We start from the raw sequence: 24,829 nt of genomic DNA on the forward strand, positions 1-24,829 counted from the left end.
AGAATGTGCCTGATCGGGTAATGGGTGGCGATCGGCAATCATAAGTTCCTCTACGAAGACGGATGACTTTGATGGCAACCATGATTGGTAAAGTGGCGCTGAGCGGAATGTGTGCAGGCATTGCTCTTTACGTGGCAGTGCGGTCAGACAATCAAGCAATTCAAGCAACGGCTGCTCTCACGAGTTCCTGTCTTCTGGGCTTCTCAGTGACAACGCTGGCTTTAGAGCGCCATCGAGAGCGTAAGACGCGGGAAGCCAACACAGATGTGTATCTAGAATTGCTGCGGCAGATGAACACGCAGCCACATCGCCCGACCTTGCCCCAACAGCCAAGCGTTTGCCGAGGCTGCTGTCACTATCACGGCAAGATGTATGGGGGAAACTTATTGGTTTGTGCCATGCACCCCTATGGAGCCGATGGGGATCAGTGCCATGATTGGGAAGGGCATAATCATCCCGGTAGATCAGATCACCCAGATCAGCCCTTGATTTCTGATATGTATCCTGATCAGGATTCTCTAATCGAGTAGGTAAAGGGCGTCAGTAGCCGGAAACAGATCAGGCAATAGTTACCCATGGAAACCCACGCTTTTACTTGCGTAAGTCTTTGATAAGAACACACCCGTTACCAGAACTGTTTATGTAAAGAGATACAAACTGGTAGACAAGCTAATACTAGCTAACTACTAAATTCTCTAAACTTGAACGACTCATCACCGCATCTATGAGAGCATTTCGCGAACTACCCCTACGGGATCTGTCAGATTAATGCTAGGAATAGGTATCACCGTACTAAACGATTTGAGTGAAAAAGTAGGTGAACGCTTCGTATCCTTCTCTAGGAAGCTTGTAGTTGCATAAAAATGCAACATGTGAGAAACCGATCGTTAAAACACTCAGTCATGGTGGCGGTGTATGAAGAAGGATTGGGCGAACACAAACTACTACAAGTTGCGGAATGCATTCATGATTCTCTCGATCAAAAAATTCGAGGAGAAGACTTGGCTAAAGTAGCTGAAATGAGCCAATTTCACTAAATAGCACCTTTTGGCAGGGCATCTGTACATGACATTCCAATCTCCATCCTGTATCACGAAGTTGGAGCCAAGACCCCATTCAAGAAAATATCTGCCATCCCTTCGGCCATTTCTAACATAGCTTGGGGAGATGAATTCTCTGGCATGATCGTGTCGCGGCTGAAGCCAGCGATCGTAAACATACCCAAAAACACCTGAGCAACAATTCGGGGATTCATTCGGCGATAGATACCTTGATCCATGGCTGTTTCAAAGAACGCCTCTGCAACATCGGTCATTTTTTCGATCACATCAGACTGAATCCGTTCACGCAAATCGGGGTGAAACTGTGCCTCCATGAAGCACACCCGCAGCAAATCTGCATTCTGGTGCAGGTTCAGCATCCGTCGCCGCATGACTTGCGCGATCGCCTTGTAGCTGCCCATTTCGCTTAGCTCAGTTAACAAGTCTGTCAAGATTTCTATCCAACCTTGAGTCGCCACTTCAATCAAGATAGCCTTTTTGCTTTCAAAGTGACGAAAGATAGTTCCTTCCGCCACGCCTGCCGCCTGAGCCAGTTCGCGAGTTGTGGTACCGTCGTACCCTTGACGGGCAAATAGTCGCCTAGCTGCCTTAAGGATGCGAGTTTGGGTTTCTGCCTCAGAAGGGGCGCTGCTGTGAAAAGTTCGCATAGGCGCGCGTCGAAGACCGACGGAAGAAGGACTCTGTAGCGATATTAGCGATATTACTAAGGCTATGATTGATTAATCTGCAAAACTTTACAGAATATAACGTTTGAGCAGGGTCGTACAAGGGCGCTTAGAAGCTGTTTGAGAGGTGCTAGTTGCGCCCAAACCGTCCCCTAAATCTCCCCAGAATTGCAGGGGGCAGGGTGGTTTCATTTAGGAGGAGAAAAACCTTGCGTGAGGATTGTAATAGACTGGCTGGAGTTGTTGGCCAATATCTGAATTCCTTGAAGAATGGTGCGGTAGGCTAATTGACGGCTCAAGCTGGATTAAGACGGAATTGGAGTTTCAGCAGGCAACTTCAACAGTTCACACAAGCTTGACCCAGGTTGTCGAGCAAAATCAGCGAAGGTCAGCCTGTCGCTTAGTAAGGGCGAACGCTCGTCCGCCCCCACAAACCAATCTATGCTTCATCGAGCGCAGCAATACCAGGCAGAACCTTTCCTTCTAATAGCTCTAGACTGGCTCCACCTCCAGTAGAAATGTGGCTCATTTGATCGGCCACGCCTACCTTTTCTACCGCTGCCACCGAGTCACCACCACCGATAATGGTTGTAGCTCCGGTTTTGGTAAGGTCTGCTAGGCTTCGAGCGATCGCCTCGGTTCCTTTGGCGAACTGATCGAACTCAAATACACCCATTGGGCCATTCCAGATTACGGTTTTGCAGTCTGCCAGCGCTTCTTGGAACAGTTTCACCGAGGCGGGCCCAATGTCTAAACCCATCCAGCCATCGGGAATGCTTTCGACACTAACGGTTTGAGCATTGGCATCCGCTGCAAAGTTATCCGCCACTACGACGTCGGTTGGCAACAGCAGGGTAACGCCTTTCTCGTTGGCTTTCGCTTCTAAGGTTTTAGCTAATTCTACAAAATCATCTTCTACTAGCGATTTTCCAACGCTTAAGCCGCGGGCTTTGTAGAAGGTGAAAATCATACCGCCGCCAATCAGCAACTTATCAACTTTCTCTAGCAGGGTTTCAATTACGGTGATTTTGCTGGAAACCTTAGAGCCACCAATAATTGCTGCCAGAGGACGTTGGGGATTCTCGATCGCACTCTGAAGATACTGCAATTCTTTTTCAATCAGGTAGCCACCCACAGCTGGTTTGAGATAGTGAGTAACACCCTCAGTAGAGGCATGGGCCCGGTGAGCAGTGCCAAAGGCATCATTCACGTATAGATCGGCAACAGACGCGAGCTTCTTGGCAAAGTCTGGATCGTTTTTTTCCTCCTCTGCATAAAAACGCACATTCTCTAACAGCGCCACCTGTCCATTTTGCATGTTGGAAACCGCATTGGCTACACTATCGCCAATACAATCGTCACATTTAATCACATCTTGCCCTAGTAACTCAGATAACCGCTTAGCAACGGGTGTCAGGCGCATACTATCGACAACTTTGCCCTTGGGACGCCCAAAGTGACTCGTCAAGATGACCTTGGCTCCATTGGAAGACAAATACTGAATGGTGGGTAGGGCCGCTCGAATGCGGGTATCGTCGGTGATGTTGCCTTGGTCATCCAGAGGCACGTTGAAATCGACTCGGACAAGTGCTCGCTTACCAGTCAAATCGGCCGCCGATAAACTTGCTACGGTTTTTTTTGACACTGGAATCCCCCTGAGTGAGTCTTTTTACCTATTGATTATTGTACGGTGACAGGGATCATTATCAGATAAAGCTGAACCGCGTTACCAAAAACTTTAAAAAATTCTGTAGCATAGAACGCTTGATGATCTGGTCTCGAACAAGCAGGTTGTTGCAGATTATTCCCCTAGTCTCCCTTTTCTCTTAAGATAGGAGACTGCTGATTACAACTCCAACTCTCCCCATGAGCGATTATCGAATCACGTTATTACCTGGTGACGGCATTGGCCCTGAAATTATGACGGTAGCTGTATCGGTTCTCAAGTGCGTGGGCGAACAGTTGGATGTGCAGTTTGAATATCAGGACGCCTTGATTGGTGGAGCGGCGATCGACGCTACTGGAACTCCATTACCCGATGAAACGCTGGCTGCTTGCAAAGAGAGCGATGCAGTATTGTTGGCAGCGATCGGTGGCTACAAATGGGACACTTTGCCGCGTCATCAACGCCCTGAAACGGGCTTGCTGGGGCTGCGGGCTGGCATGGAACTGTTTGCTAATTTGCGACCCGCTAAAATTCTACCGCAGTTAATTGATGCGTCTAGCCTCAAGCGAGAGGTGATTGAAGGGGTCGATATCATGGTAGTGCGAGAGTTAACCGGGGGGATTTACTTCGGACAACCCAAAGGCATCTTTGCTACCGAAACCGGGGAGAAACGTGGCGTCAATACAATGGTCTATGCTGAAGGCGAAATCGATCGCATTGGTCGTGTAGCGTTTGAAACGGCTCGAAAGCGCGGTAAACGCTTATGTTCAGTAGATAAGGCAAATGTGTTGGAAGTCTCGCAACTGTGGCGTGATCGCATGATCAAACTGGCTGAAGAGTATCCCGATGTCGAGTTATCACATCTCTATGTAGATAATGCGGCGATGCAATTGGTGCGCTATCCCAAACAGTTTGACACGATCGTCACAGGTAATTTGTTTGGCGATATTCTATCTGATGAAGCTGCCATGTTGACGGGAAGTATTGGCATGTTACCGTCTGCTAGCTTGGGGGCGTCAGGGCCCGGGTTGTTTGAACCTGTGCACGGCTCGGCTCCTGATATTGCTGGACAAGACAAAGCTAACCCGATTGCTCAAGTGCTGAGTGCAGCGATGATGTTGCGTTATGGGTTGGATCAACCAGAAGCGGCCGATCGAATTGAACAAGCGGTGATGCACGTATTAGATGCAGGCTATCGCACGGGGGATATAATGTCGGACGGCATGAAGGCGGTTGGTTGTCGGGCGATGGGTGAAGCGTTGGTTGCTGCGATGCAGTAGTCTGCTGATTTATCTACTGATTGGATTATTCAAAACGTCTTCTGGAAGCACGGGCTGGGGAATGAGGGAGGTTCGGAAAGCAAGATCAAGGATGGCCGGGTTGATAGGAAGGGAAGTTAGGGGGAGGGTACAAAGGTGACTTGCACTCATTGTGGAAAGAATTTATGGCTTTACCCGTTGTAACAGTTGCCGCAGAATAGCAGTTCTCACGTCTAGCGTTTTATATCCCACCTGCTCAAATAAAACCACGATCGTTTCGCCTTCATACCGCATCACAGTACCCTCACCCCATGATTTGTGTTTGACTCGACTATCTACTGGATAGGGTTGCTGGTGTTGGGTGGTTTCGGTTTCTTGCGTCTTAGCATCATCTTGCGTGATACTAGCCTTGCAATTATCGCAAGTTGTACAAGGGCCAGCGAACTTTTCACCAAAATAGTTGAGCAAATATTGACGACGGCAACTGCGAATTTCGGCATAGTTGCGCATCATGTCTAGACGCGATCGTTCGACCTGCCGTCTTTGCTCTTGGGTTTCTAACACAGCTTCGGCCACTGCGTCTAAATCTGCCTTAGGTCGCAATTTTACTTCGCCAGTTGGCGTGTTTTCTACCGCACCTGCGTCCGTCAGATAGTTCAACGCACTTTTCAATTTTGTTTTCGACAGATCTAGTTGGGATTGTAAATCTTTAGGCGCGATTGGGTCTATCTGTAATTGCAGCGCTTCCACAACTTGGTTAATATCTGCTAGATTGACCTGTCCACTGCTTGAGAAAAACCGGCGCAAGTTCAAATCTTCGGGATTATAAAACAGAATAGCGCGGGACAGTTCATGGTCTCGTCCTGCCCGACCAATTTCCTGATAATAGGAGTCGATCGAATCACTAATGTCAGCATGAAATACAAAACGAATATTAGGTTTATCTACACCCATGCCAAATGCCGTTGTTGCTACTAGTACTTCAATTTGATCATCCATGAACGCTATTTCAGTTTCCTGGCGATCGGATGCTTTCATGCCAGCATGATAATACTCAGATTTAATGCCGTGTTCTTGTAGTTGCTTCGTCAGTTCTTCAGCGCGTTTACGAGTCGCTACATATACAATTCCTGGTTTTTTGACTTTAAGAATTTGATTAACTAGGTAAGTTTGTTTCTCGCCTTCATCATCAAATCGTTCTACTACTAACTCAATGTTGGGGCGATCGAATCCTTGCACAATCACATTGGCATTGCGCATATTTAATCGCTCTATAATCTCAGAACGTACCGGAGGAGCCGCTGTAGCAGTTAAGGCTAGAATACGCGGGTGGTCTAATGCATCAATAATTTGCCCCAGACGCAAGTAATCCGGACGAAAGTCATGCCCCCAAGCACTAATACAGTGAGCTTCGTCTATCACAAACAGTGAAGGTTTAGCCGCTTGCAATCGCTCAAGCGTTTCAGCTTGGTTGAACTGCTCTGGTGCTAAGAAAATAAATTCTAGATCGCCATCTTCCAGTTGTTCAAATGCGTCTTCTCGTTCACTCGAATCAATAGCCGAATTGATAACTGCCGCATCTCCTATGTCCTGATTCAGGATGGCATTCACCTGATCTCGTTGTAGCGCAATCAGAGGCGAGATTACAACCGTAGCGCCAGGAATAACAAACGCCGCAATTTGGTAGATTGCTGATTTGCCAGATCCCGTTGGCATAATTGCAAGCGTATCATGCCCTTTTAGAACTGATTGAATTGCTTCCTTTTGACCGGGACGCCATTCTGTGTAACCAAATCGTGTCTTAGCAATTTGTTCTAGATTCGTCTTGAGGCGTGATTTACTCATAAATAGGCGTCACTCGTAACCAGACTAGGGCTGAATTGCCAGCAGGATCACTCAAATAAGCTACTCAGCAGGATTGTGACTAGCATTATAGAAACCCGCGATCGCCCCAACGTCCGCCTCTTGTTAGGAAACCGTGTTAAGTTTGACTGTATTACCAATGACAACGATTTACTTGAGAATTCAGAAAATGATTTTGACAAAGATTAAGAAGAGATTAAAAGGTTGACTGATTGAAAAGTGTATTTGACGGCATTGCTTTGCGCAATGGTGATATCTTTTGAGATTGTTGTAGTACCGAATCAAGATGTTGATCAATGACTTGATTGGTGAATTGTAAGTTAAAGCGCTGACTAGCTTGTCGTTTACCTTCGTGGGCGATCGCAGCAGTTTGACATGGGTGGTGATAACAGTACAGAATTTTAGCCGCTAGCTGATCGGCATCATTGGGAGTACACATCCATCCAGTTTTACCAGACTCAATCAGTTCAGTGGCCCCACCTGCTCTAGTCGCAATGACAGGTCGATCGCAAAGCATCCCTTCTACAATCACTCGTCCAAACGGTTCTGGGGCGATAGATGTATGAGCAATTAAGTCACAGACTGCCATTAGCTGCGGCACGTCCGATCGAAATCCCAGAAAATGAACACGATTTTCCAAGCCTAGATCAATTACCTGTTGCTGTAGTTGCTGTACATACTCCTGTTCCCCGAATAACGCATCTCCAACTAGCAGTGTCACAATCTGTTCCGGACATTTTGCCAAAGCTTTGAGTAACACATGTTGTCCCTTCCAAGGCGACAAGCGACTGAAATGTCCGACGATAAATTGATCGTCTTTAAGTCCAAGTTGATGTTTAAGTTGGTTTGTAGAGTCAGCATCAATTTGATACTGCTCCGGGATAAAGCCGTTATACACAACTTGAGTAATATTCGGTTGTCCACCTGCTGCTATAAAAGCCGATCGAGTTGCTTCAGAGTTGGCTAACACTAACGAGGCACAGTAGTTAGCAATCTTGATTGCAATGAAACGGTTCGCAGTGCTGAAATGTTCGGCAGAGAGAATATCACGCAAATGGTAGACCAGCGGACGACACGCCAACCTGCTGGCAAGTCCACCAATCACTAATGCCTTTTGGGTATTAGCATAGATCAAATCATAGCTACGAGCTAGTTTGGCAACTTGTAAAATACATGGCAACAAGAAATAAGTTTGACTGAGACTATGTATCCACCCGCTGCTTCGCTTGATCTGAATAGTGTTATGCACAAGAACAGTATTAGGAATAGATCGTTTCTCTAGATGTGCTCGAAATGGACCATCAGCAAACAACCCAACTAGGCATCGATCGCGGTGCGATTCAGCAACATCTGCTAACGATAATTCTGCGCCGCCAAGATGACCACTCTGATCAAGAAACAAGATATTCATGTTGATTTCTTCCCTGATTGAAGTAACACTTGTTGTATTTGTTGGCTGATGCTGTGCCAATCAAAATGCTGTTTCACATAAGCGCGGCAGTCGGTACTCGATGGTAATAATAGTTCGCCCGACAAGGCCGCCACTAAATGGGTTGCAATTGCATGGACTGTTGTATCAGGAATGAGTAACTGGGGCGCAAAAGGTTGAAGAATTTCGGGCATTCCTCCCACAGGCGTACAGACTACAGGCGTGCCGCAGGCAAGAGACTCCAGCACCACTAACCCAAATCCTTCCAAGGCTTGGCTGGGCACAACAGTGAGATTGGCCGCTTGATAGGCGATCGGCAACTGATCATCGGGCAAAAAACCAAGAAATTGCACCGTATCACTCAATCCAGCATCCCGACACTGCTGTTGTAATTGTGTCTGTAACGGTCCTCGTCCGGCGATCGCTAGCCAAACATCGGGAATCTGTTGTCTTACCTGTACAAGCGCCGTTAACAACTGATCGAGGCCCATGCGCGGCACTAAACGACGGGGCGTGAATAAGATCGGGCGATTGCTGGGCCAATGCAGATGCTGACGTGCTGCTTGTTGAGTCAGTCTGGGCTGAAATCGTTCAGTGTCTACACCACCCGGGATCAGGTAAATTTTACTCCAGGGAATTTGGTAGTGTTGATGCAAAACCTCGCCAAATGCTCGACTCAAAACAATAAAGCGATCGCAACGCTGATAGACTTGTTGCTCGATCCAATGCTTGAGTAAGGTAGTTATTCGATTTTCAGATTCTTGCTGTCCCTCTAGGGCCCAAGGGCCGTGAAACGTGAAAGTGATTGGAATCTCAGCAGGCAAGATGGATAAGATAGGTAATCCATAGAGAGCAAAGTGAAGATTAATGGCATCAGGACAGGGGGCTACCTTACGATTAGCAAAATAACGCCAAGCCGATAACAATCGATGTACCAAGAATGCTTTTGAATCGCATAAATTTGTTAACTGGATCGAAGCCGACAATGAACATTCTGCTTGATTGGGTATTCCCACTCCGCAGAATTCGATCGAACTTCCTAACTGCGATAGGTGATGAATCGATTCATACACATAGCGATTTAGTCCACCGGGCATTAATGGGAACCAACCATTACCAATGCAAAGAATTTTGGATTGCGACATAGCATGTTGTTGAAGGCTGATTTGGGTTGACGAATTTACTATCGAGGCGATTGTTGTCAGCGTTATTTCGAGGAGAGAAATAAGTTTTGCCGATATGAATACTTCCTAAACGTGGGAAACTGAAAGAAATAGTCGTCTAGTTGCTTCATCAACGAATGTAAACGGCCCCTCAACAAATACTGAGATGCTAAACGGAAAAATAATAGCTCTGGGTAATCTATTTCTACTTGAAAAGCTTGCTGTAGTTGTGCCACTTCTTGAGGAGACAGCGGAGCTTCATCATCATCGCCACCTTTTGGAATACCAAACTTACCAACAACATGATTACGAAACCAAACTAGCAACGAACTAAACGCACTATTTTCACGAAAATAAGCTTTGCCATCAGTTGCCAATCCTTGATGTAGAACACGTACAAAAGCATCAAACGGCTCCAAATGATGCAAAATCATATTGCCAAAGATGAAATCGAAAGAGCCTAGCTCGGCGATATCAAACGCTGAACAGTGAACGGGGTTGATATTAGTAATGGCTTGGTCATGGCAAAACTGAGTCAAGTTATGTATTGCTACTTCACTGATGTCGATCGCCGTCACCTGTGCTCCACGTTGAGCAAAAAACAGAGAACTGCGACCATCCCCACACCCTAAATCGAGCAATTTTCTGTTGCGAATATCTCCAAAAAACTCGATCGCAGCTAACAACATTGGATCAGATGCATTCGGCATTCGTGTTGTATGATTTGTATAAATTTGATTCCAAAACAATGCAGTTGTTGCAGTAATTTTTTGGGTTGTCATAATCTTATGTTTCTCCAATACTTTCGGTAATTTCAGTGACTTTTTGTTATTTAGCTACGAACTAATTCCTGACAAATTTTTTCTACCCGTTGTGCTAATACTTGATAATCAAAGTGTTCCTTAGCAATCTGCCTAGCGCGATGGTATCTAGCGTGATCAAGAGTTCTCAGACGATCGGATGTCACTAGTTGCCTTAAATGGGCAGCTAAACGGGCAGGATGATTGTCATCACGAACACCACAGTAGGGGAGCAGGTATCCCACGTTTGGTAACACTCGTCTAGCTTCACCTACATCAGTGGCAATCACATACTTGCCATAAGCAAGATACAAAGGTAATTTGCCCGTTGTTCGCACTTGCCCAACCAAATCGTTCGACTGTGTAGAAACACATACATCCATTGCGGCTAAATAGTCTGCAAGTTGAGCATAGGGAACCTGTCCGGTGAATAGAACGCGATCGGCAATTCCCCACGCTTGGGCTTGCTGTTCTAGAATCGATCGGCCGCTACCATCTCCTACCAATAGCGCTTTGATCGGTTGATCTTTTAACAACTGCATCGCAGCAAGAATATCCCAGCCATAGCACATCTGATGATGTTCTGACCAAGACATGGTTCCAACTAACCCTACAACTAAGCAATCCTCTAGACCGAGCTTACTTCTAATTGGTTGTGCATCGATTAAAGCAATCTGCCTGGTATCAATACCATCTGGAATAAAGGCAACTGGCTGAATTCCCTGTTTTTCCAGCCAGTCCTTGTGATAACTACCGCGAACAATGATGTAATCAAAGTTACGTACTGCTAATTGCTCAATCCAATGAATTAGAAATAACTGCTGTGGTGAATAGCGTCCTGTGGATTTTGCTAATTCATACGCTACATCCCCGGTGTCAATGATCAGTTTACAGGGCCGTATTTTTCTAGCGATGTATCCCGCTAGCACACCTGTATAAGCCACATCAATGACATAGATAACATCTGGACTGAAGGATATTGCCGATCGAACGAACGAAACAATGCTTTTCCATTTAGGGCGCGATCGATACTGAAAGTGAATTATCCAGGTTGCAGGTAACCGTTCAGCAAAACTATGAGCACGAATACCAGCCGCACTCTCTTGAGAACCGTTGACGAAAAACAATACTCGCAATTTAGACATATTCTGACCTGTAATGATGAATGAGATCAGTAGATAATTGGCGATAAAGTATCTCGTACTGAGTGACAATACTTGACCAAGAGAAAGCTTGCACTCGGTTGAGTCCTTTACGGGCATAGACCTCGCGCAAATCTGGATCTTGGAATAGCCGATTGATCTGTTGTCCTAATTTAGTTTCATCTACAATGAGTCCATATTCTCCATCTTGAAGCACCTCCTGTGCTCCTGGATTAGTCGTTGCAACCACAGGCGTACCTGCTGCCATCGCTTCGATATAAGGAACTCCAAACCCCTCATACGTGCTTGGCAAGCAAAACAACCAAGCCTGCTGATATAGGTGACTGAGTGCTTCCAGCGAAACTTTTCCCAGGTTGACAATCCCTTCACCCACGACGGCTCGATCGCTGACCATCCACAGTTCAGCATTCGGAAAACGGGGCCGCACTTCCTGTGTAAATACGTTTGCTAAATACTGACCACGCTTGCGTCCCTCTACAGTACCAACGAATAATAAAGAAGGCTGCATAGATTTGCGACCGGGGCGGAAGTAGGTTGTATCAACACCGCAGGGAATGATCGTTGAAATAGCTGGAATTTTGGACTGAGTTGCTTGCGAAACACCGACACTAATATCTGCCCAGCGAACTGAAAAGGGTTCTAAGCCAGCTAACACGCTTTGATAAAGGCGTCGTTGCCACCGCACAGCCGATCGGGCTTCATCTTGAGCAGATCCATGAAACGTGCGAATTTGGGGATGACAATTCCAAAGCAGGTAGTTATCTCCATGTGTATGCACAACATCAAATCTCGAAAAATCAGTTTTAGCAAGATAGACCGCAAACATGAATGCTTTGAAGCGACGAAAGCACGATGGCAAGTGGTACTGATGAATGCGATAACGGCAATCAGTATCGCCTGAACTGAGTGTGAACATCGTCACGTCATGTCCGCGATCGACTAGCGCATTCGCCAAGTAATGGGCTTGAAATGCAACCCCTCCTTTGGCTTCGTTGGGCAAATCGACATGCGTCATAGCAATTTTCATAGGGTTTTATTCAGATAGCTGTGATGATAAAAATGGATCTTGATTTATAAATTTGTGGTATCGTTGAGCGGCCATACCGAGACTTAAAAAAGCCCAAGTTAATACTCCAGGAATGCCAATCATTGTACTGCCAAATAGCAACATTGCAAATAATGGTAGGACGATTGATTGACAAACTTTGACGAATGGATCAGGACATCGTTTGGCTCCGTTAAATAGATGAAATATTAGTATTAAAATCGCGCCCATATATAATACAGTTCCTAGCCAGCCCAAGCTCAGGAGAGTGTTGATAAAGCCGCTGTCAAAACCAGGGCTACCAATCCCTTTACCAACAATTGTGGATAGGGCTGGGCCAAGCTGCTCACTATACATGGCCCGTCGCGCTGCTCCACTGTTGTCTTCTTCAATATTAGATAACGTTTCAAACCGCGTATGAATCACATCCGAGAAAGGCTCGATCGTTACTAGCGGTACAACCAACAGTACAATTAATAGCGCATTCAGTAGCAACCGCACCTGAAATTTCAACTTCATCGAACTTGCTAAAATTAGTAGTCCTAACCCCCAACCTCCCCAACTAGAGCGAACCAAGGACAGCAGAAAAGCCAAATAGCCAACTGCCAAAGCAGGGAGCTTCAAAGTACTTTTATTCAGAAATAACAGAATCAATCCTGTCATCATAAAAATAGAAAAAGGGCCTGGTGCGTTCATCGTACTCCACACTCGAATGCCTAATGGTTCTGGACGCCCCACGCTGTTAAGCCCTACGTTAATCAGCCACAATTGATCCCATTCTGGAGCGATTAGAAATTGCAAGATGCCATAACAACCAGTTAACAATACACCCCACACAAAAACACGCTGAAGGTTACGACAATAGCTAGGGTAATCACGCCAATGAATATAGAAATAGAAACCTAGTAGTACCGGAGCCAACCAATCTAATAACTCAATCGTGGCAGAAACAGGTGGAAGCTGAACGAGTCCTAGAAAGTAACCATAGATAACACTGCTAAACGCTAGAATGAATGGGTACTTACCTTTATCATCGATTTTAGGTAGATGGCGCACCACCGTAAGTAACGTAATTAGTGTAACTAGATAGGGCGTTAATAAGATAGGGCTAGGATCAGTGAATCGACTTTGATAGTCAATTAATCGGCGAACCAGCGGCGAAAGAAACCACAACCACCAAGTGAATCCAAGATATAACAATGGATAACGAAAATATAGAAACAACCCAACAATAAATGCTCCTGCTGGAAATGCCAAGTTTAAGAATTCACCTGCCCGCACCCAGATTGCTAGAAAAGATAGCAAACCAAAGGCTAGAATCGCCAACCAAGCCTGGGGAGGATGGAATCCAAACCGCAGTTTTCGCTTGGAATCAAGGCTGGAGTGATGATCGACAACTGTTTGATGAGAAAGCATAGTTATTCTTTGAGGGGTTGCTTATCGATCGGCTAAAGGTCATTAAGGTATGAGGCAAATATGAATTAAACTATCGGTATCCATAGACAGAGCGGTTAATCTGGGTTAATAGCTCAGTGATCCTACGATTAGTGGCTGGCAGCAGCGTTTTCCAACGTTCATCTAAGCTAATCCCTCGAGTTTCGTAACGCATTGGATTTCCAGCAATTGTATGAACACTGCCTTGACGAAAATTAGTGACGGCTTGTGCTTCAAACTCACAGCCAATCATTTGACAGATGGACTCAAACGTTTCAGTTGGTGCAGTTGCTAGTTTCTCATAATTTACTAGGTAATAGTCTGATGTTGCCAAATGGTGCTGGGCAACCTGTGAAATTAAATAATTCTCGATCGACCATTTCACAGATTGTTTGGCAGTTACACGTAACTGTTTGAGTGACGATGCTTGAAAATTCTTGGTGACGGAATAAATAAAAGCGCGAGGATTTTTAACGACATGTAGAACCTTAATGTTAAATAAGTTCGATCGAACTAACCAGAGCAAACGATAGGGATCTTTTGAAGAATCAACTACCCAGTGAATATCTCGTCCTATTTGATCTTGAATGAGATCTAAAAACGCTTGAAACACCGCCTGATTATTTCGACCAAATTGTTCGATCTGCGCTGCCGTTTGAGGTGAAACTGGATTTTTACTAAAGTCCTGCAATCGGCTCCAACGAATGGTTTTACCTGCGTTGTGTCGTTCTCTAAAAAAATGAATGGGTGGATCAAGCTGCCGTCGTGGATCAAGGCGCTGCTGCATCTCAATCCAGAACGGGCAGTCTAATACAGAGCGTCCACAGCTACAAGGTCGAACCCCCCCTTGGGCGATTTCATGCGGCCAAATATGAATTTCGCCACAAGTCGCAATTTGTGAGTGAGCTCCCAGCATTGATTCAAGCAACGTAGAGCCACTGCGTCCAATGCTAGCAAGATAAATTAGATTGATCTTGGAATTCATGGTACTGCCCCAGTTGTTAAGCTGTAATTCAACCAGCCATTACAAATACAAATGATTCAACAACTACATTGGTGTACTTTTAGTACGAGATTGATACCACTAATGTTTATATATCTTGTACGAATATCAATCGTCGAATTATCTCGTGTTGAATCAACTAAGAACCATCTAGTGACTAGTACGATAGGTATTTATTGGCTGTAGCTTGGGTTCCATCGATTTGGAATTTACGGCGAGTTGTGGCGCTGAAGCCTGATAGGCAGAATGTCGCCAAGTTTGCCAACCTTGCCATCGTCCTTGTAAGGCTGCAAAAAGCTTATGAATTGTCAATAGTTTTTCTTGCGGTAGAAATCGCAGGCATTGAGCTAATCCTCGATAGCTGCGTGTTCCAATTAGCAGCGCCCATACCAGAAACGCAATACGCCTAGGAGGTGACAAATACTCTAACAGAATCAACGTTTCATTGTGAACTTTGTTGACCAATGCGATTCGATCGAACTGCCCGCGTTGATCTTCATCAAATCGTGGAGCCGGATAGTGATCGACTGCTACTAACGGATCATAAAGTAGCTTCCAACCCAATCGATGTACCGACAAGCTGAAGGCTAAATCGTTGTGAACTTGTGCCCCTGTTCCGCGTAGACGTTCATCAAATTTCAATGCGGCAATAGCTGTTTGACGGTAGCTCATATTAGCTCCTTTGAGGAATTCCACCCAGCGCGGCGGCCCTGCACCTAGATGGTGTTGTCCAATCAAACGACCAAACCATTGCACCTTCCCAACTAAACTACGAGTGGCATCCATCCGCCGCTCGCCTTGATGCACCCAGTCTCGACCACCGACAGCGCCCACCTGTTCATTGAACAAGAAATAAGTTTCAATCCGATCTAACCAATTGGGTTTAGGAACAGCATCATCGTCGGTCATGGCAATAATGTCACCTGATGCAACCGCTAATCCAGCATTTAGAGCAGCAACCTGACCAGGAAGAGACACTTTGACCAAGCGAAGGGGTAGCAACCCCGGCTCGAACCATTCCAGAAATTGACAGGTTTCGGTATCGGTATCTCGCACCACAACTAGCACCTCATCAGCGGGGCGTGATTGCTGCTTTAACCCATCTAGACAACGCTTGAGGTCATGAACACGGCGGTAGGTTGGAATTAAAACAGTAATGGTTAACATAGTGTTGTGAGAAAGGATTTGTCGAAGAGAATGGCAACAGAGCATCAGAGATTGGTAATCGATCGTGGTTTCTTCCATAGATGTTTGATCCACCCAGTTTTGATCCAAATTGTTTTGATCCACAAATCCAGTAGAAGTTTTAACCGAGAGGTTAGTCGCAGTTCCCAGGGATGATTTAGTGCTAATTGACTAAGCATCAGTAAGCTTTTTCCTTCACCCAGATTATGCTTGAGACGTTGATAGGGCCAATGTTGCTGCAAACTAATCTGCGCCTGGATGCCCGTAGACTGTAGAGTACGATTTAACACCTTGACACGAAGCTCATGGGAGTGTAGCGATCGTCGTTGTATCTCAATAGGATGACTCCAGTGATTGGTACTATGAATACGAAAGAGAGAAAGGGCATCCTCAATACCGATTACCTCGCCGAAAAAGGGAGCCAAATCAGCAAGATAAGCATCCGCACAAAGATGATACTCTAACTCTGGAATTGGTATTACTTTAGCTATGAATGAGCGTGGGAAACTTAATCCTGTTGAGGGAGGAAAGGGCCACCACCCACCTGTATCCATTACTTGTTGTGCAATTGAACCACGAATAACTGGATAAGGTGGCCAAGGCTGACCTCGCCGCTGCTCTAATTGATCGACGGTTTGCACCCGATGATAGACTACCGATGCCTTTGGATAAGCCTTCAGTGCGGTTACAACCCGCTCCACCTTCGTTGGCAACCACACATCATCTGCATCTAATAAACAGATTACGTCGCCTCGGCTAGCGGTGAATCCTGTATTCAAAGCAGAAGCTTGTCCCCCATTCGACTGAAGGATGGGAATAATCCGATTGCCATAACCCTCAATGATTTGGCGTGAGTCATCCGTTGAACCATCATCGATGACTATGATTTCACAAGGCTGGTAGGTTTGACCCAAGGCGCTATCGATCGCTCTTGGTAAATAGCGACCATAGTTATAATTACTGATCAAAACGCTAACGAGTGGTTGTGCCATAACAAGTTTCCCCAAAACCAGTGATTAAGTAGCGATAAGCGGTAATTGTCGCTTGAATAGCATTCCAAACAATTGATAAATCTCCTCTTTTGAAACCACTTGCCACCAATTGTAGAGGAGCTAACAGGAGATATATTAATGCTTTAATTCGTGAACGATCGTAATACCAATAGGCTTTAGTTGTGGTATAAAAACGGGACGCATGAATAAACCGCTTGTATTGCTGCCGGTTTATAGAAGAAGGATAGTGGTGTACATACAACTCGTCACAGTAAATAATTGTGTACCCTAGTGCTGTAGCATGGCGAGCCATATCAATTTCATCACAGCCATAGCGTAGTTTCTCATCAAACTTGGCTTGGCTCAATAAAGTGCGCGGGAAAATAGTGGCATTGATGACAATTGATTGATACTGATGCTCGACTGGCAGCCGTTGCACTCCCCAAAAATCGGGATTATGCGGTACAACCTTTCGCCCCTGTTGAAGGCAACCTGTTCCACCATAATTAATTTCATGCCCTGTAATTATCGTATCCGGAGAGGAAGTAATTAACCGTCGCGCCGTTGCCATGAAATTGGGTGGTACTTGCACATCATCATCAACAAACATGATGTGACTACTGGATGCGAGGTAAAGACAGGCATTGCGATTGGCACTCAATCCACATCGAGGACCCTTTTGATAGGTGGCAGCAGGATATTTTGCTGTCACCGCCTGTGTTGATTGAGGCGCAGAACTATCGTCACTGACAATCACTTCGTCAGGTAAATCGGCACTCTGAAAAATACTGCTCAAGCAGCGATCAAGTTCATCAGGACGATTCATCGTGCAAATACATACACTGATTGTCTCCGGTTGATTATGCTGGTTAACTTGTTTCAATTCAACGTGGTGATATGGATTGTATTTAGTTAGATCAGTCATAGATTTCATCATTTGAACTTAGACATTAATTAAGGTTGGGCTAACATTACGGATGTGTTGATCGAGTCGATCGAATAACTGCGTATCTGCTGTTAAATCAAGTTTCCTAGCAAAGTGACAATCAGAATCTATGAGTCGATCAAAATCTTGTGACTTTAAAGTTTCTGGCTTTGATCCGTTCCAGTCAATATAACGTTTGTTGTTATTTAAGATCTTTAGTGAAGGTTGATTAAGCAAAATGGTTTGAAAGAAAGATTCGTCTGGTATTAAGGTATGGCGATAGTGATTGACAATAGCTGGATACTGTTGAACAAACTCATGTATATATTTAATACAGTGATACGATAGCGTATGCCATTGTGAGCCTGCATAACACTGAAATGTATCATTAAATGGAGTTTTGCAACGAACACCCAATTTGGCTCCATGTCGATCGACAACTAATGTGAACAAGAATTGCAGCGGGTTGATCCGTCCTAACCAAAACAAAAGGCTGTTTAATGAACTTGGTAAAGGAAGCTTAAAGTAGTGGTAAAAGAATCGTTTGAACCCTGTATCATGCTTCCAGCGTAGTCTTCTTTGGGTCGATGCTTGCGGTGGTTCTGTTGCTAGAAAGTATTCCATAAAGCCATCATATTCAGTTGTGCTAAGAAACTGTTCAATATCTGAAAATGGTTGGATCGGGTAATCTTGTCCAGATAGAAAAATGAGCCAATCAAACTGAATTGAATTTGCAAAAAGCCAATCAATACAATAAAGCTCCATTTCTACAAGCGAAAACTCTCCCCACTGAACGGGAATTGAACGCTCTAAAAAATGCACGCGCTCCATCGCCTTAAAAACAGAATCATCAAGGGTTGAACCTGCTACATCATGGTGAATTAGGACATAAGCATTGGCGCTATTTGCCTGAATAGTTTGAACTAATCGTAACACCTGATCCGGATTGGTATGGGAAGCAATAAGATAAAGAATTTGGTTCATGATTCAATCGCCTCCTTCACGAAGCGAATAATCAGTTCTGTTTGCTCAAATCCGAACAGTTTCTGTAATAGAGAATAACCTTGTTTGGTATTGGCAGGTTTAAAGTCTGGATTTAGGGCAATAATTTTTTTGAGCACCCAATGGTATTGGGAATAATCAATATTCGTGCGATCGGCGCGGATTTTCTCATAGTAAGAGTGGGCTAATGCTTGTCGATAAGATGGTAATAATTGCCCGAGTTGAGCTAATTTGATTTCTGTTTTTTGCATCAATGCAAAATGTCCATTACGCCATCGAGACTTACTAGATGTCGATACAGTGACATTGCCATAGCGCCGATAGATAGACTCACAACCGGATTGATAGTGAAATTTAGCGCCACTAAGAGCAACAGAAATGAAAAAGTCGCGATCTTGTCCTGTTCTTAACTTCTCATCCCAGCCACCACTGCGCATAACAGCAGCACGAGTAAATAGAAATGCCATCGGAGCAATCCATTCAGAATCTGTTAGTAAAGACTCTAAAAAATTAGCTTTAGGACCTCCCAATTGAATATTGTCTAAAAACACTGCTCCATTCGGTAAATGTTTTTGATATCTCCAATCACCATAGACTGCATCGGCTCCTGAGGTTTCTAGTATCTCTACTTGTTTTGCAATTTTATCAGGCAGAATATAATCATCTGCATCTAAATACTGAATATAATCGCCTATAGAAAGGGCAAAACCGCGATTGCGCGCATAACATCCACCGCGATTTAAGTTACTTTCCCAACGAATTCGATCGCCATAGCGCTTGATAATATCCAGGCTGTGATCGGTCGAGCCGTCATCAATTACAATCACCTCAATATGAGGATAAGTTTGCTGTAAGCAGCTATCGATCGCTTCTTGAATCCAACGATCGGCATTAAAACACGGAATGATGATAGAAACGATTTTCATGAGATACAACTTTGATAAGTCAGAACTACAACTACACGAATTGGAATCAGTTGGTTAATAAGCTTGTCTTCTGCTTTTTACACGCGAATCTTTTCTAAAAATATTGTTTTTCTAAATATCAGTTTTTCTATCAAATCTCGCATCAATAAGCGCTTAATTTGCCGTATCATCTGCTGCAACGTGTAGAGCCAAGAGAAATAGCGAGCAGACTGAAGCGCTAACCTTAACCATTGTCCAAACGCATGATTTGCACAATGCTTTCCGGCAAACGTTAGATAAATCTCGGCTTGAATTTGTTGAAGCGATACAATCGCCTCTTGCTTCGCAATCAGTGGGTAGTACTCCTGAGCACGTATTAGCCGCTCTTGCATCCGCAGTCCATCATTTTTACGATGCGTCAGTTGATTTCCATGTTCTCGCCAGATGACTAACGACTGCTTAGTATAAATGGGTGCATACCCTGCTAAAAAACACCGTAAATAGAAGTCCGTATCGCCAGCAATGCGTAGAGATTCATTGAATTGACCGACTTCCATAAAAAGCGTAGAAGGGAACACCACTGACGACGGTGTGCAAATGAAGCTACCGCCTACTAACAGATGATGAAATGCTGACCCATAGCGCTGCACGTTGGGTTGTTGCTGATTGACTTCTTTTTGCTTTGTGTCTACCCGCCAAATTACCACATCACTCACACAAAAACTGCGATCGTGCCCGGCTAATGCATCGATTTGAATGGTGAGATAATCAGGCTCCCACAAATCATCTGAATCCAGAAAAGCAACATAGCGACTGTTGGTCAGTTCAATTGCCCGGTTACGAGCCGCATAGGCTCCGACGTTGTGGGGCAGGGGGATTAGATTAACTTGCGGATAGCGTTGCCGTATAACATCAGCCGTATCGTCCTGTGAACAATCATCTACAACAATGATCCTGATAGTGCCATCAAACGACTGAGCGAGTACGCTATTTAAAGCCTCCTCTAGCATTAAGCGGCGGTTATGAGTAGGAATCACTACCGCAACATCAACAAGTGACATAATTTGATACTTCCATTTGTGTAGAGTACGACCGGGTTGAAGTCAAACGACAAGTTTCAACCCATTCAATAAAACAATCAACTTGATGTTCTGGATCGAATTCCACTCGCTGACTATTTTGAAACGCTCGATCGGCTAAAGTGTTGTAAAGCTGCGAATCAGCGCGTAAGGTTTGAAGGGCATTGACATAGGATTGAATATCGTCTTTTGGATCAATGACTATTCCTCCACTTCCCATGCTGTAAGTAATACCCCCTACATTTGCTGCCACTACGGGAATTTGATTCACTTGTGCTTCCACAATCACTCGCCCAAATGCCTCTTCAAACTGTGAAGGAACCAACAAAATATCAGTCACAGCGTATACCTGTCGCATGTCAGACTGATGTTCCCAAACCGTGATATTTTTTAAGCTTTTAATTGCTTGCAAGTATGTCTGAAGCCGTGTGTCACTGAAGCCCGTCCACTTACCCTGAATGAACAAAAACTGTGCCTCTGGCATCTGCCGAGCGATTTCAATCGCCACTTCAACCCCTTTTTGAGGAATAGGATTGATGAATGTGATGTACCGCCGATCGCGAGTAGCAGCACGATACTGATTGACATTGAGAAATGGTAGAACGATGCCAATATCATCGCGTTGAGTAAATTGTTTAGCTTTTTCAGCCGTGAATGGTGCATTAGCAATGATATGAATTGTTTCAGGAATTGCAATGCCGCGATCGAAGTTATACAAACTGCGTAAAAAGAAGAAACTGGGATAGCCTTGCTGTGCAGCGTAATTGAGTAACGGACAATCGGGGCTGGTATGACCCAGAATCACATCGGGTTTGTATTTCTGTAGATAGGTGCTCAGCCATTGCAGGCGTTGATCGATCGTTTTATGAAATCGCCTCAGTAGACGCCAACAGGGGTATCCCAAGCTCTCATCCTTTACCACCGATAGATTGGGCAGTTGCCAAGGAATGTGGCGATGCCTTAAAGCATATTGGTAGGCCCGCTGAATCGATTCTGAGCGAAGATTGGCTCCACACACTAACTCAACTTGCCAACCACGATTGCGCAAGCTTTGAAATAAATACAGCGACGAATGCTGTGCACCTCCCGAATTATCGGGGTAGAAGAAAGCATCGGTGACAAACAGAAGTTTGGGCATAGGGAGTTGGGGGAGATTGGAGGTTGGGAAAATTGTTGATTTATCTATGTATTCATTTATTCACTTGTCTGGTTTTTTTGTATTTTTTCCTTAATTATCCAGCTTGGCTAAGTTTGTACTGCATTTGGTGGTAGTTCCAGAGTTTACCGCGCCGATCGAGAAGTTCTTGATAGCCGCCCTGTTCTACAATTCGACCCTTTTCTAGTACGACAACCTTGTGGGCCCGAACGATGGTTGAAAGGCGATGGGCAATGACAATAACAGTGCGACCAGCCGCAAGGGTTTCGATTGACTCTTGAATGAGCCGCTCGGTAACAGAATCAAGGGCACTAGTTGCTTCATCCAAAATCAAAATTTCTGGGTTCCGCAGCAAGGCCCGAGCGATCGCAATTCGCTGGCGTTGTCCACCCGATAAACGCACACCTCGATCGCCAAGTCGGGTTTCAAATCCCTGTGGCAACTCTTGAATAAAATCCAATGCATTGGCGAGCCTTGCAGCTTGCCAAATGGCTCTATCGTCTACGTTTTCTAGAGCATAAGCGATGTTATTGCGTACAGAGTCATTGAAGATGAAGGTGTCCTGACTAACAACGGCTATTTTACGGCGCAGCGAGTTGATGTCATACGATTGCAAATCAACGCCATCAATTAAGATGCGTCCATGCGTTGGATCATAAAAGCGAGGAATTAAATCCACTAATGTTGATTTCCCGGCTCCCGATGCACCCACTAGAGCCGTCATTTGTCCCCGTTCGATCGTTAAATTAATATTGTGCAAAACTGATTCATTTTGGTTGTAATTAAAATTGATCGAACACAATTCGATTGCATCGGTTAGTTCCCGAAAAGCTATTTTGCCATTCTGGATATAAAGTTTGTCATCCGTTCGTAGCAAATCTTTGACGTGATTTAAGGAGCCTTGAAAACTGCTGAGTTGTCCTCTAGCATTGTTAAGCTGGCGCAGCAATGGAGTAGAACGAAACAACACAAATAAAAATCCTAATAATGCAGCCGACTGCAACTGACCACTAGGCGTGAGGGTCATAAATGCCAATAGCAAAATGCCAATTAATAGGGTTACGGATGCGCCTTCCGTCAGAGGCCCCACCAACGAGATCGCCGTTACAGACTTGGTTGCTGCTTGCAGTAACTGTTCGCTGGCATCGTAGAACCGCCGTCGTTCATAGTCTTGAGCAGCAAAAGCTTGAACGGTGCGAATCCCATTGATAAACTCCAATGACACAGAGGTATACCATCGACTCGCCTTCGATCGCTCAAAACTGGCCTCTCGCACCCACGCCAACAAGTTAGATAACCCAACTGTCAGCAAACTGTACAACAGCACCGAAATCAGGGTCAATTGCCACGAGAGCACTATCATTGAGATCACATAAACCACTAGGGTTGACCCTTGAATTAACAGCGTGGACATGACGTTAAACGCCTGCATAATTTGGTAAACTTCAGACGTAATGCCATTGATTAAATCTCCGGCTCGCTGCTTAGCAAAATATTGTAGGCTCAATGCTTGCATCTGCTCAAATAGCCGCTTGCGGAGCCGATCACCCAATACCAGTTGAGTTTTCTGACTGTAAACCTGTCCCAGAAAGGTAAACGCGGCTCGTAGCCAAGTTGTCAGCAGAATGAGAAAGCAAGTGCGGTAGATACGGGACGCTAACGACGCATCTACCCCTAGAATTACACGATCGAACCAGTCAATGCCAGTTTTAATCGGTGTAGCCTCTGGATTGGTTAAATTTTGCAGGAAAGTGACAACAAAACCAATTCCAAATCCTTCAAAAACGGCTGCCAGCAAGGTAAAAATTAGAGCTAATACAACGAGGCGAGGAAAGTAACGAAACTCTCGCAAGATAATGTCATAATCTTGCCAAAAAGGCATTCTCTTAAGCCGCCTCAAGAAGGTTCGATTGCATTGATCAACGCATTGACTAAGCATGAATCTGCCGTTTCCTTAGCTAGTTTCTCAACTGCATGATTGAATTGGTCTTGAAGAAACTCAATTTAGTTAGTTAAGTTAGCTGATGTCATTTATTATTCCTTGGTTGCTCAGTAGATGCTTAATAGGCATTTACTCCAGAAATAACCCTAGGAATTGTCATTAACAAAATGCGTAAATCTTCTTGGATTGTCCAGTTACGTAAATATTCTAGATCCAGATAATTCACTGTTTCTAAATCGAATAGCTTCGATCGCCCCGAAATTTGCCAAGCTCCGGTAATTCCAGGTAATGCATTCAGTCGCGAACATTCTTTTCTAGGAATACGAACGGCATCATACAAAGCCCAAGGACGCGGCCCAACTAAGCTCATTTCGCCCCGCAGCACATTAATCAATTGCGGTAATTCGTCTAGGCTATACTTCCGCATCCAGCCTCCTAGTCGGGTGACTCTAGGATCAGACTTGAGCTTATGTAACCCTGGCTGAGATCCCATAACCTGATGGTGAAGCTGTTCGGCTCCGTCAATCATCGAGCGAAATTTTAATACCCGAAACAGTTTACCGCGCCTGCCCACTCGCCACTGCCGATACAAAATTGGGCCAGATGAATCTAGCCGAATCAATAGTGCCAACAACAACATGATGGGAGCGAGGAGCAATAACAGCAACGATGCTACAACCCAATCGAGCGATCGCTTAATCCACCAGGCCCAACGATATCGCTTTTGCGGCAAGGTGATGGATGGTAAACGTAAAAATGCTTGTTTCCCTGCACACTCACAGGTATTCATCCATGCCTTCAAAGTGGGTTCATCTAAATCCGGTGAAAGATAGACTGCTCGAATAGGTGAATGTACCAAGCACTCTTTAAACCATTGCTCATTTTGTAAGGCGGGTAGTGTCTTGGTAGGGTTAGATTGAGTTGGACTCACCCAAAGCCATTGCCGCTTCCACTTAAGCTTACAGCCAGATAAAGGCGAAACTTGAGGATCTCCAGGCAGCAGTGGAATGTCTGGAACAGAAATTTTGGCGATTGTCAGCATAACATTGGAAACTTGCATAGTAATAGAAGAGCCAAGTGAATGAAAAACAT

Annotated in this window: 22 protein-coding genes; 3 read left to right on the forward strand and 19 right to left on the reverse strand. The window is 44.9% G+C overall.

Features of this window, described 5'->3' with window-relative positions; translation table 11 throughout:
• The first annotated feature begins 62 nt into the window (after nucleotides 1–62).
• A complete protein-coding gene (locus OXH18_RS18495) occupies nucleotides 63–530 on the forward strand; it encodes a hypothetical protein (protein WP_268608763.1) in 468 nt (155 codons plus the stop codon).
• Between the two features lie 333 nt (nucleotides 531–863).
• Complete coding sequence (locus OXH18_RS18500; protein WP_268608765.1) at nucleotides 864–1,037, forward strand: hypothetical protein; 174 nt, start codon at nucleotides 864–866, stop codon at nucleotides 1,035–1,037.
• Nucleotides 1,038–1,090: 53 nt separating this feature from the next.
• Here the strand turns inward: OXH18_RS18500 and OXH18_RS18505 are convergent, their stop codons facing one another.
• Both OXH18_RS18505 and OXH18_RS18510 read right to left on the reverse strand, forming a co-directional pair.
• Entirely contained in the window at nucleotides 1,091–1,708 is a 618-nt protein-coding gene (locus OXH18_RS18505) for a TetR/AcrR family transcriptional regulator (RefSeq protein ID WP_268608767.1), read from the reverse strand.
• Between the two features lie 457 nt (nucleotides 1,709–2,165).
• Nucleotides 2,166–3,371 carry a phosphoglycerate kinase gene (locus tag OXH18_RS18510; RefSeq protein WP_268608769.1) on the reverse strand — a complete coding sequence of 402 codons (1,206 nt, stop codon included), beginning with the start codon at nucleotides 3,369–3,371 and terminating at the stop codon, nucleotides 2,166–2,168.
• Between the two features lie 221 nt (nucleotides 3,372–3,592).
• Between OXH18_RS18510 and leuB the strand changes: the two genes are divergently transcribed.
• A complete protein-coding gene (gene leuB, locus OXH18_RS18515; protein WP_268608771.1) occupies nucleotides 3,593–4,672 on the forward strand; it encodes a 3-isopropylmalate dehydrogenase in 1,080 nt (359 codons plus the stop codon).
• A 162-nt stretch (nucleotides 4,673–4,834) separates the two neighbouring features.
• Here leuB and OXH18_RS18520 read toward each other — a convergent pair whose 3' ends face one another.
• From OXH18_RS18520 to hepC, 17 genes are all read right to left on the reverse strand, one after another.
• Entirely contained in the window at nucleotides 4,835–6,496 is a 1,662-nt protein-coding gene (locus OXH18_RS18520; RefSeq protein ID WP_268608773.1) for a RecQ family ATP-dependent DNA helicase, read from the reverse strand.
• Nucleotides 6,497–6,710: 214 nt separating this feature from the next.
• A complete protein-coding gene (locus tag OXH18_RS18525; protein WP_268608774.1) occupies nucleotides 6,711–7,925 on the reverse strand; it encodes a glycosyltransferase in 1,215 nt (404 codons plus the stop codon).
• Nucleotides 7,922–9,088 carry a glycosyltransferase family 4 protein gene (locus tag OXH18_RS18530; RefSeq protein WP_268608777.1) on the reverse strand — a complete coding sequence of 389 codons (1,167 nt, stop codon included), beginning with the start codon at nucleotides 9,086–9,088 and terminating at the stop codon, nucleotides 7,922–7,924. The genes OXH18_RS18525 and OXH18_RS18530 overlap by 4 nt, the downstream gene beginning before the upstream one ends.
• 62 nt (nucleotides 9,089–9,150) lie before the next feature.
• A complete protein-coding gene (locus tag OXH18_RS18535) occupies nucleotides 9,151–9,888 on the reverse strand; it encodes a class I SAM-dependent methyltransferase (protein ID WP_268608779.1) in 738 nt (245 codons plus the stop codon).
• 50 nt (nucleotides 9,889–9,938) lie between these two features.
• Entirely contained in the window at nucleotides 9,939–11,051 is a 1,113-nt protein-coding gene (locus OXH18_RS18540) for a glycosyltransferase (RefSeq protein WP_268608782.1), read from the reverse strand.
• Complete coding sequence (locus tag OXH18_RS18545; protein WP_268608784.1) at nucleotides 11,044–12,096, reverse strand: glycosyltransferase family 4 protein; 1,053 nt, start codon at nucleotides 12,094–12,096, stop codon at nucleotides 11,044–11,046. Before OXH18_RS18545 ends, OXH18_RS18540 begins: the two co-directional genes overlap by 8 nt.
• 6 nt (nucleotides 12,097–12,102) lie before the next feature.
• Nucleotides 12,103–13,530: an O-antigen ligase domain-containing protein gene (locus OXH18_RS18550; protein WP_268608786.1), complete on the reverse strand. Its 1,428-nt coding sequence runs from the start codon at nucleotides 13,528–13,530 to the stop codon at nucleotides 12,103–12,105.
• A gap of 70 nt (nucleotides 13,531–13,600) precedes the next feature.
• A complete protein-coding gene (locus OXH18_RS18555; RefSeq protein WP_268608788.1) occupies nucleotides 13,601–14,533 on the reverse strand; it encodes a sulfotransferase in 933 nt (310 codons plus the stop codon).
• 168 nt (nucleotides 14,534–14,701) lie between these two features.
• Entirely contained in the window at nucleotides 14,702–15,718 is a 1,017-nt protein-coding gene (locus tag OXH18_RS18560; RefSeq protein WP_268608790.1) for a glycosyltransferase family 2 protein, read from the reverse strand.
• Between the two features lie 44 nt (nucleotides 15,719–15,762).
• On the reverse strand, nucleotides 15,763–16,728 hold the full coding sequence (locus tag OXH18_RS18565) for a glycosyltransferase family 2 protein (RefSeq protein ID WP_268608792.1): 966 nt from the start codon (nucleotides 16,726–16,728) through the stop codon (nucleotides 15,763–15,765).
• Nucleotides 16,709–17,653: a glycosyltransferase family 2 protein gene (locus OXH18_RS18570; RefSeq protein ID WP_268608794.1), complete on the reverse strand. Its 945-nt coding sequence runs from the start codon at nucleotides 17,651–17,653 to the stop codon at nucleotides 16,709–16,711. Before OXH18_RS18570 ends, OXH18_RS18565 begins: the two co-directional genes overlap by 20 nt.
• 18 nt (nucleotides 17,654–17,671) lie before the next feature.
• Complete coding sequence (locus OXH18_RS18575) at nucleotides 17,672–18,637, reverse strand: beta-1,6-N-acetylglucosaminyltransferase (RefSeq protein ID WP_268608796.1); 966 nt, start codon at nucleotides 18,635–18,637, stop codon at nucleotides 17,672–17,674.
• The gene (locus OXH18_RS18580; RefSeq protein WP_268608798.1) at nucleotides 18,634–19,581 is read right to left on the reverse strand and encodes a glycosyltransferase; all 948 of its coding nucleotides are present in this window, start codon (nucleotides 19,579–19,581) and stop codon (nucleotides 18,634–18,636) included. Before OXH18_RS18580 ends, OXH18_RS18575 begins: the two co-directional genes overlap by 4 nt.
• Nucleotides 19,582–19,658: 77 nt before the next feature.
• Nucleotides 19,659–20,621 carry a glycosyltransferase family 2 protein gene (locus OXH18_RS18585; RefSeq protein ID WP_268608800.1) on the reverse strand — a complete coding sequence of 321 codons (963 nt, stop codon included), beginning with the start codon at nucleotides 20,619–20,621 and terminating at the stop codon, nucleotides 19,659–19,661.
• Nucleotides 20,608–21,777: a glycosyltransferase gene (locus tag OXH18_RS18590; protein WP_268608802.1), complete on the reverse strand. Its 1,170-nt coding sequence runs from the start codon at nucleotides 21,775–21,777 to the stop codon at nucleotides 20,608–20,610. The genes OXH18_RS18585 and OXH18_RS18590 overlap by 14 nt, the downstream gene beginning before the upstream one ends.
• 94 nt (nucleotides 21,778–21,871) lie before the next feature.
• Nucleotides 21,872–23,677, reverse strand: coding sequence for a heterocyst formation ABC transporter subunit HepA (gene hepA, locus OXH18_RS18595; protein ID WP_268608804.1), 1,806 nt, complete (start codon nucleotides 23,675–23,677; stop codon nucleotides 21,872–21,874).
• Between the two features lie 178 nt (nucleotides 23,678–23,855).
• Nucleotides 23,856–24,797 carry a heterocyst development glycosyltransferase HepC gene (hepC, locus tag OXH18_RS18600; protein WP_268608805.1) on the reverse strand — a complete coding sequence of 314 codons (942 nt, stop codon included), beginning with the start codon at nucleotides 24,795–24,797 and terminating at the stop codon, nucleotides 23,856–23,858.
• Nucleotides 24,798–24,829: the final 32 nt, after the last annotated feature.

Origin of the sequence: Thermocoleostomius sinensis A174 (genome assembly GCF_026802175.1) — a bacterium.
Lineage (GTDB): Bacteria > Cyanobacteriota > Cyanobacteriia > Elainellales > Elainellaceae > Thermocoleostomius > Thermocoleostomius sinensis.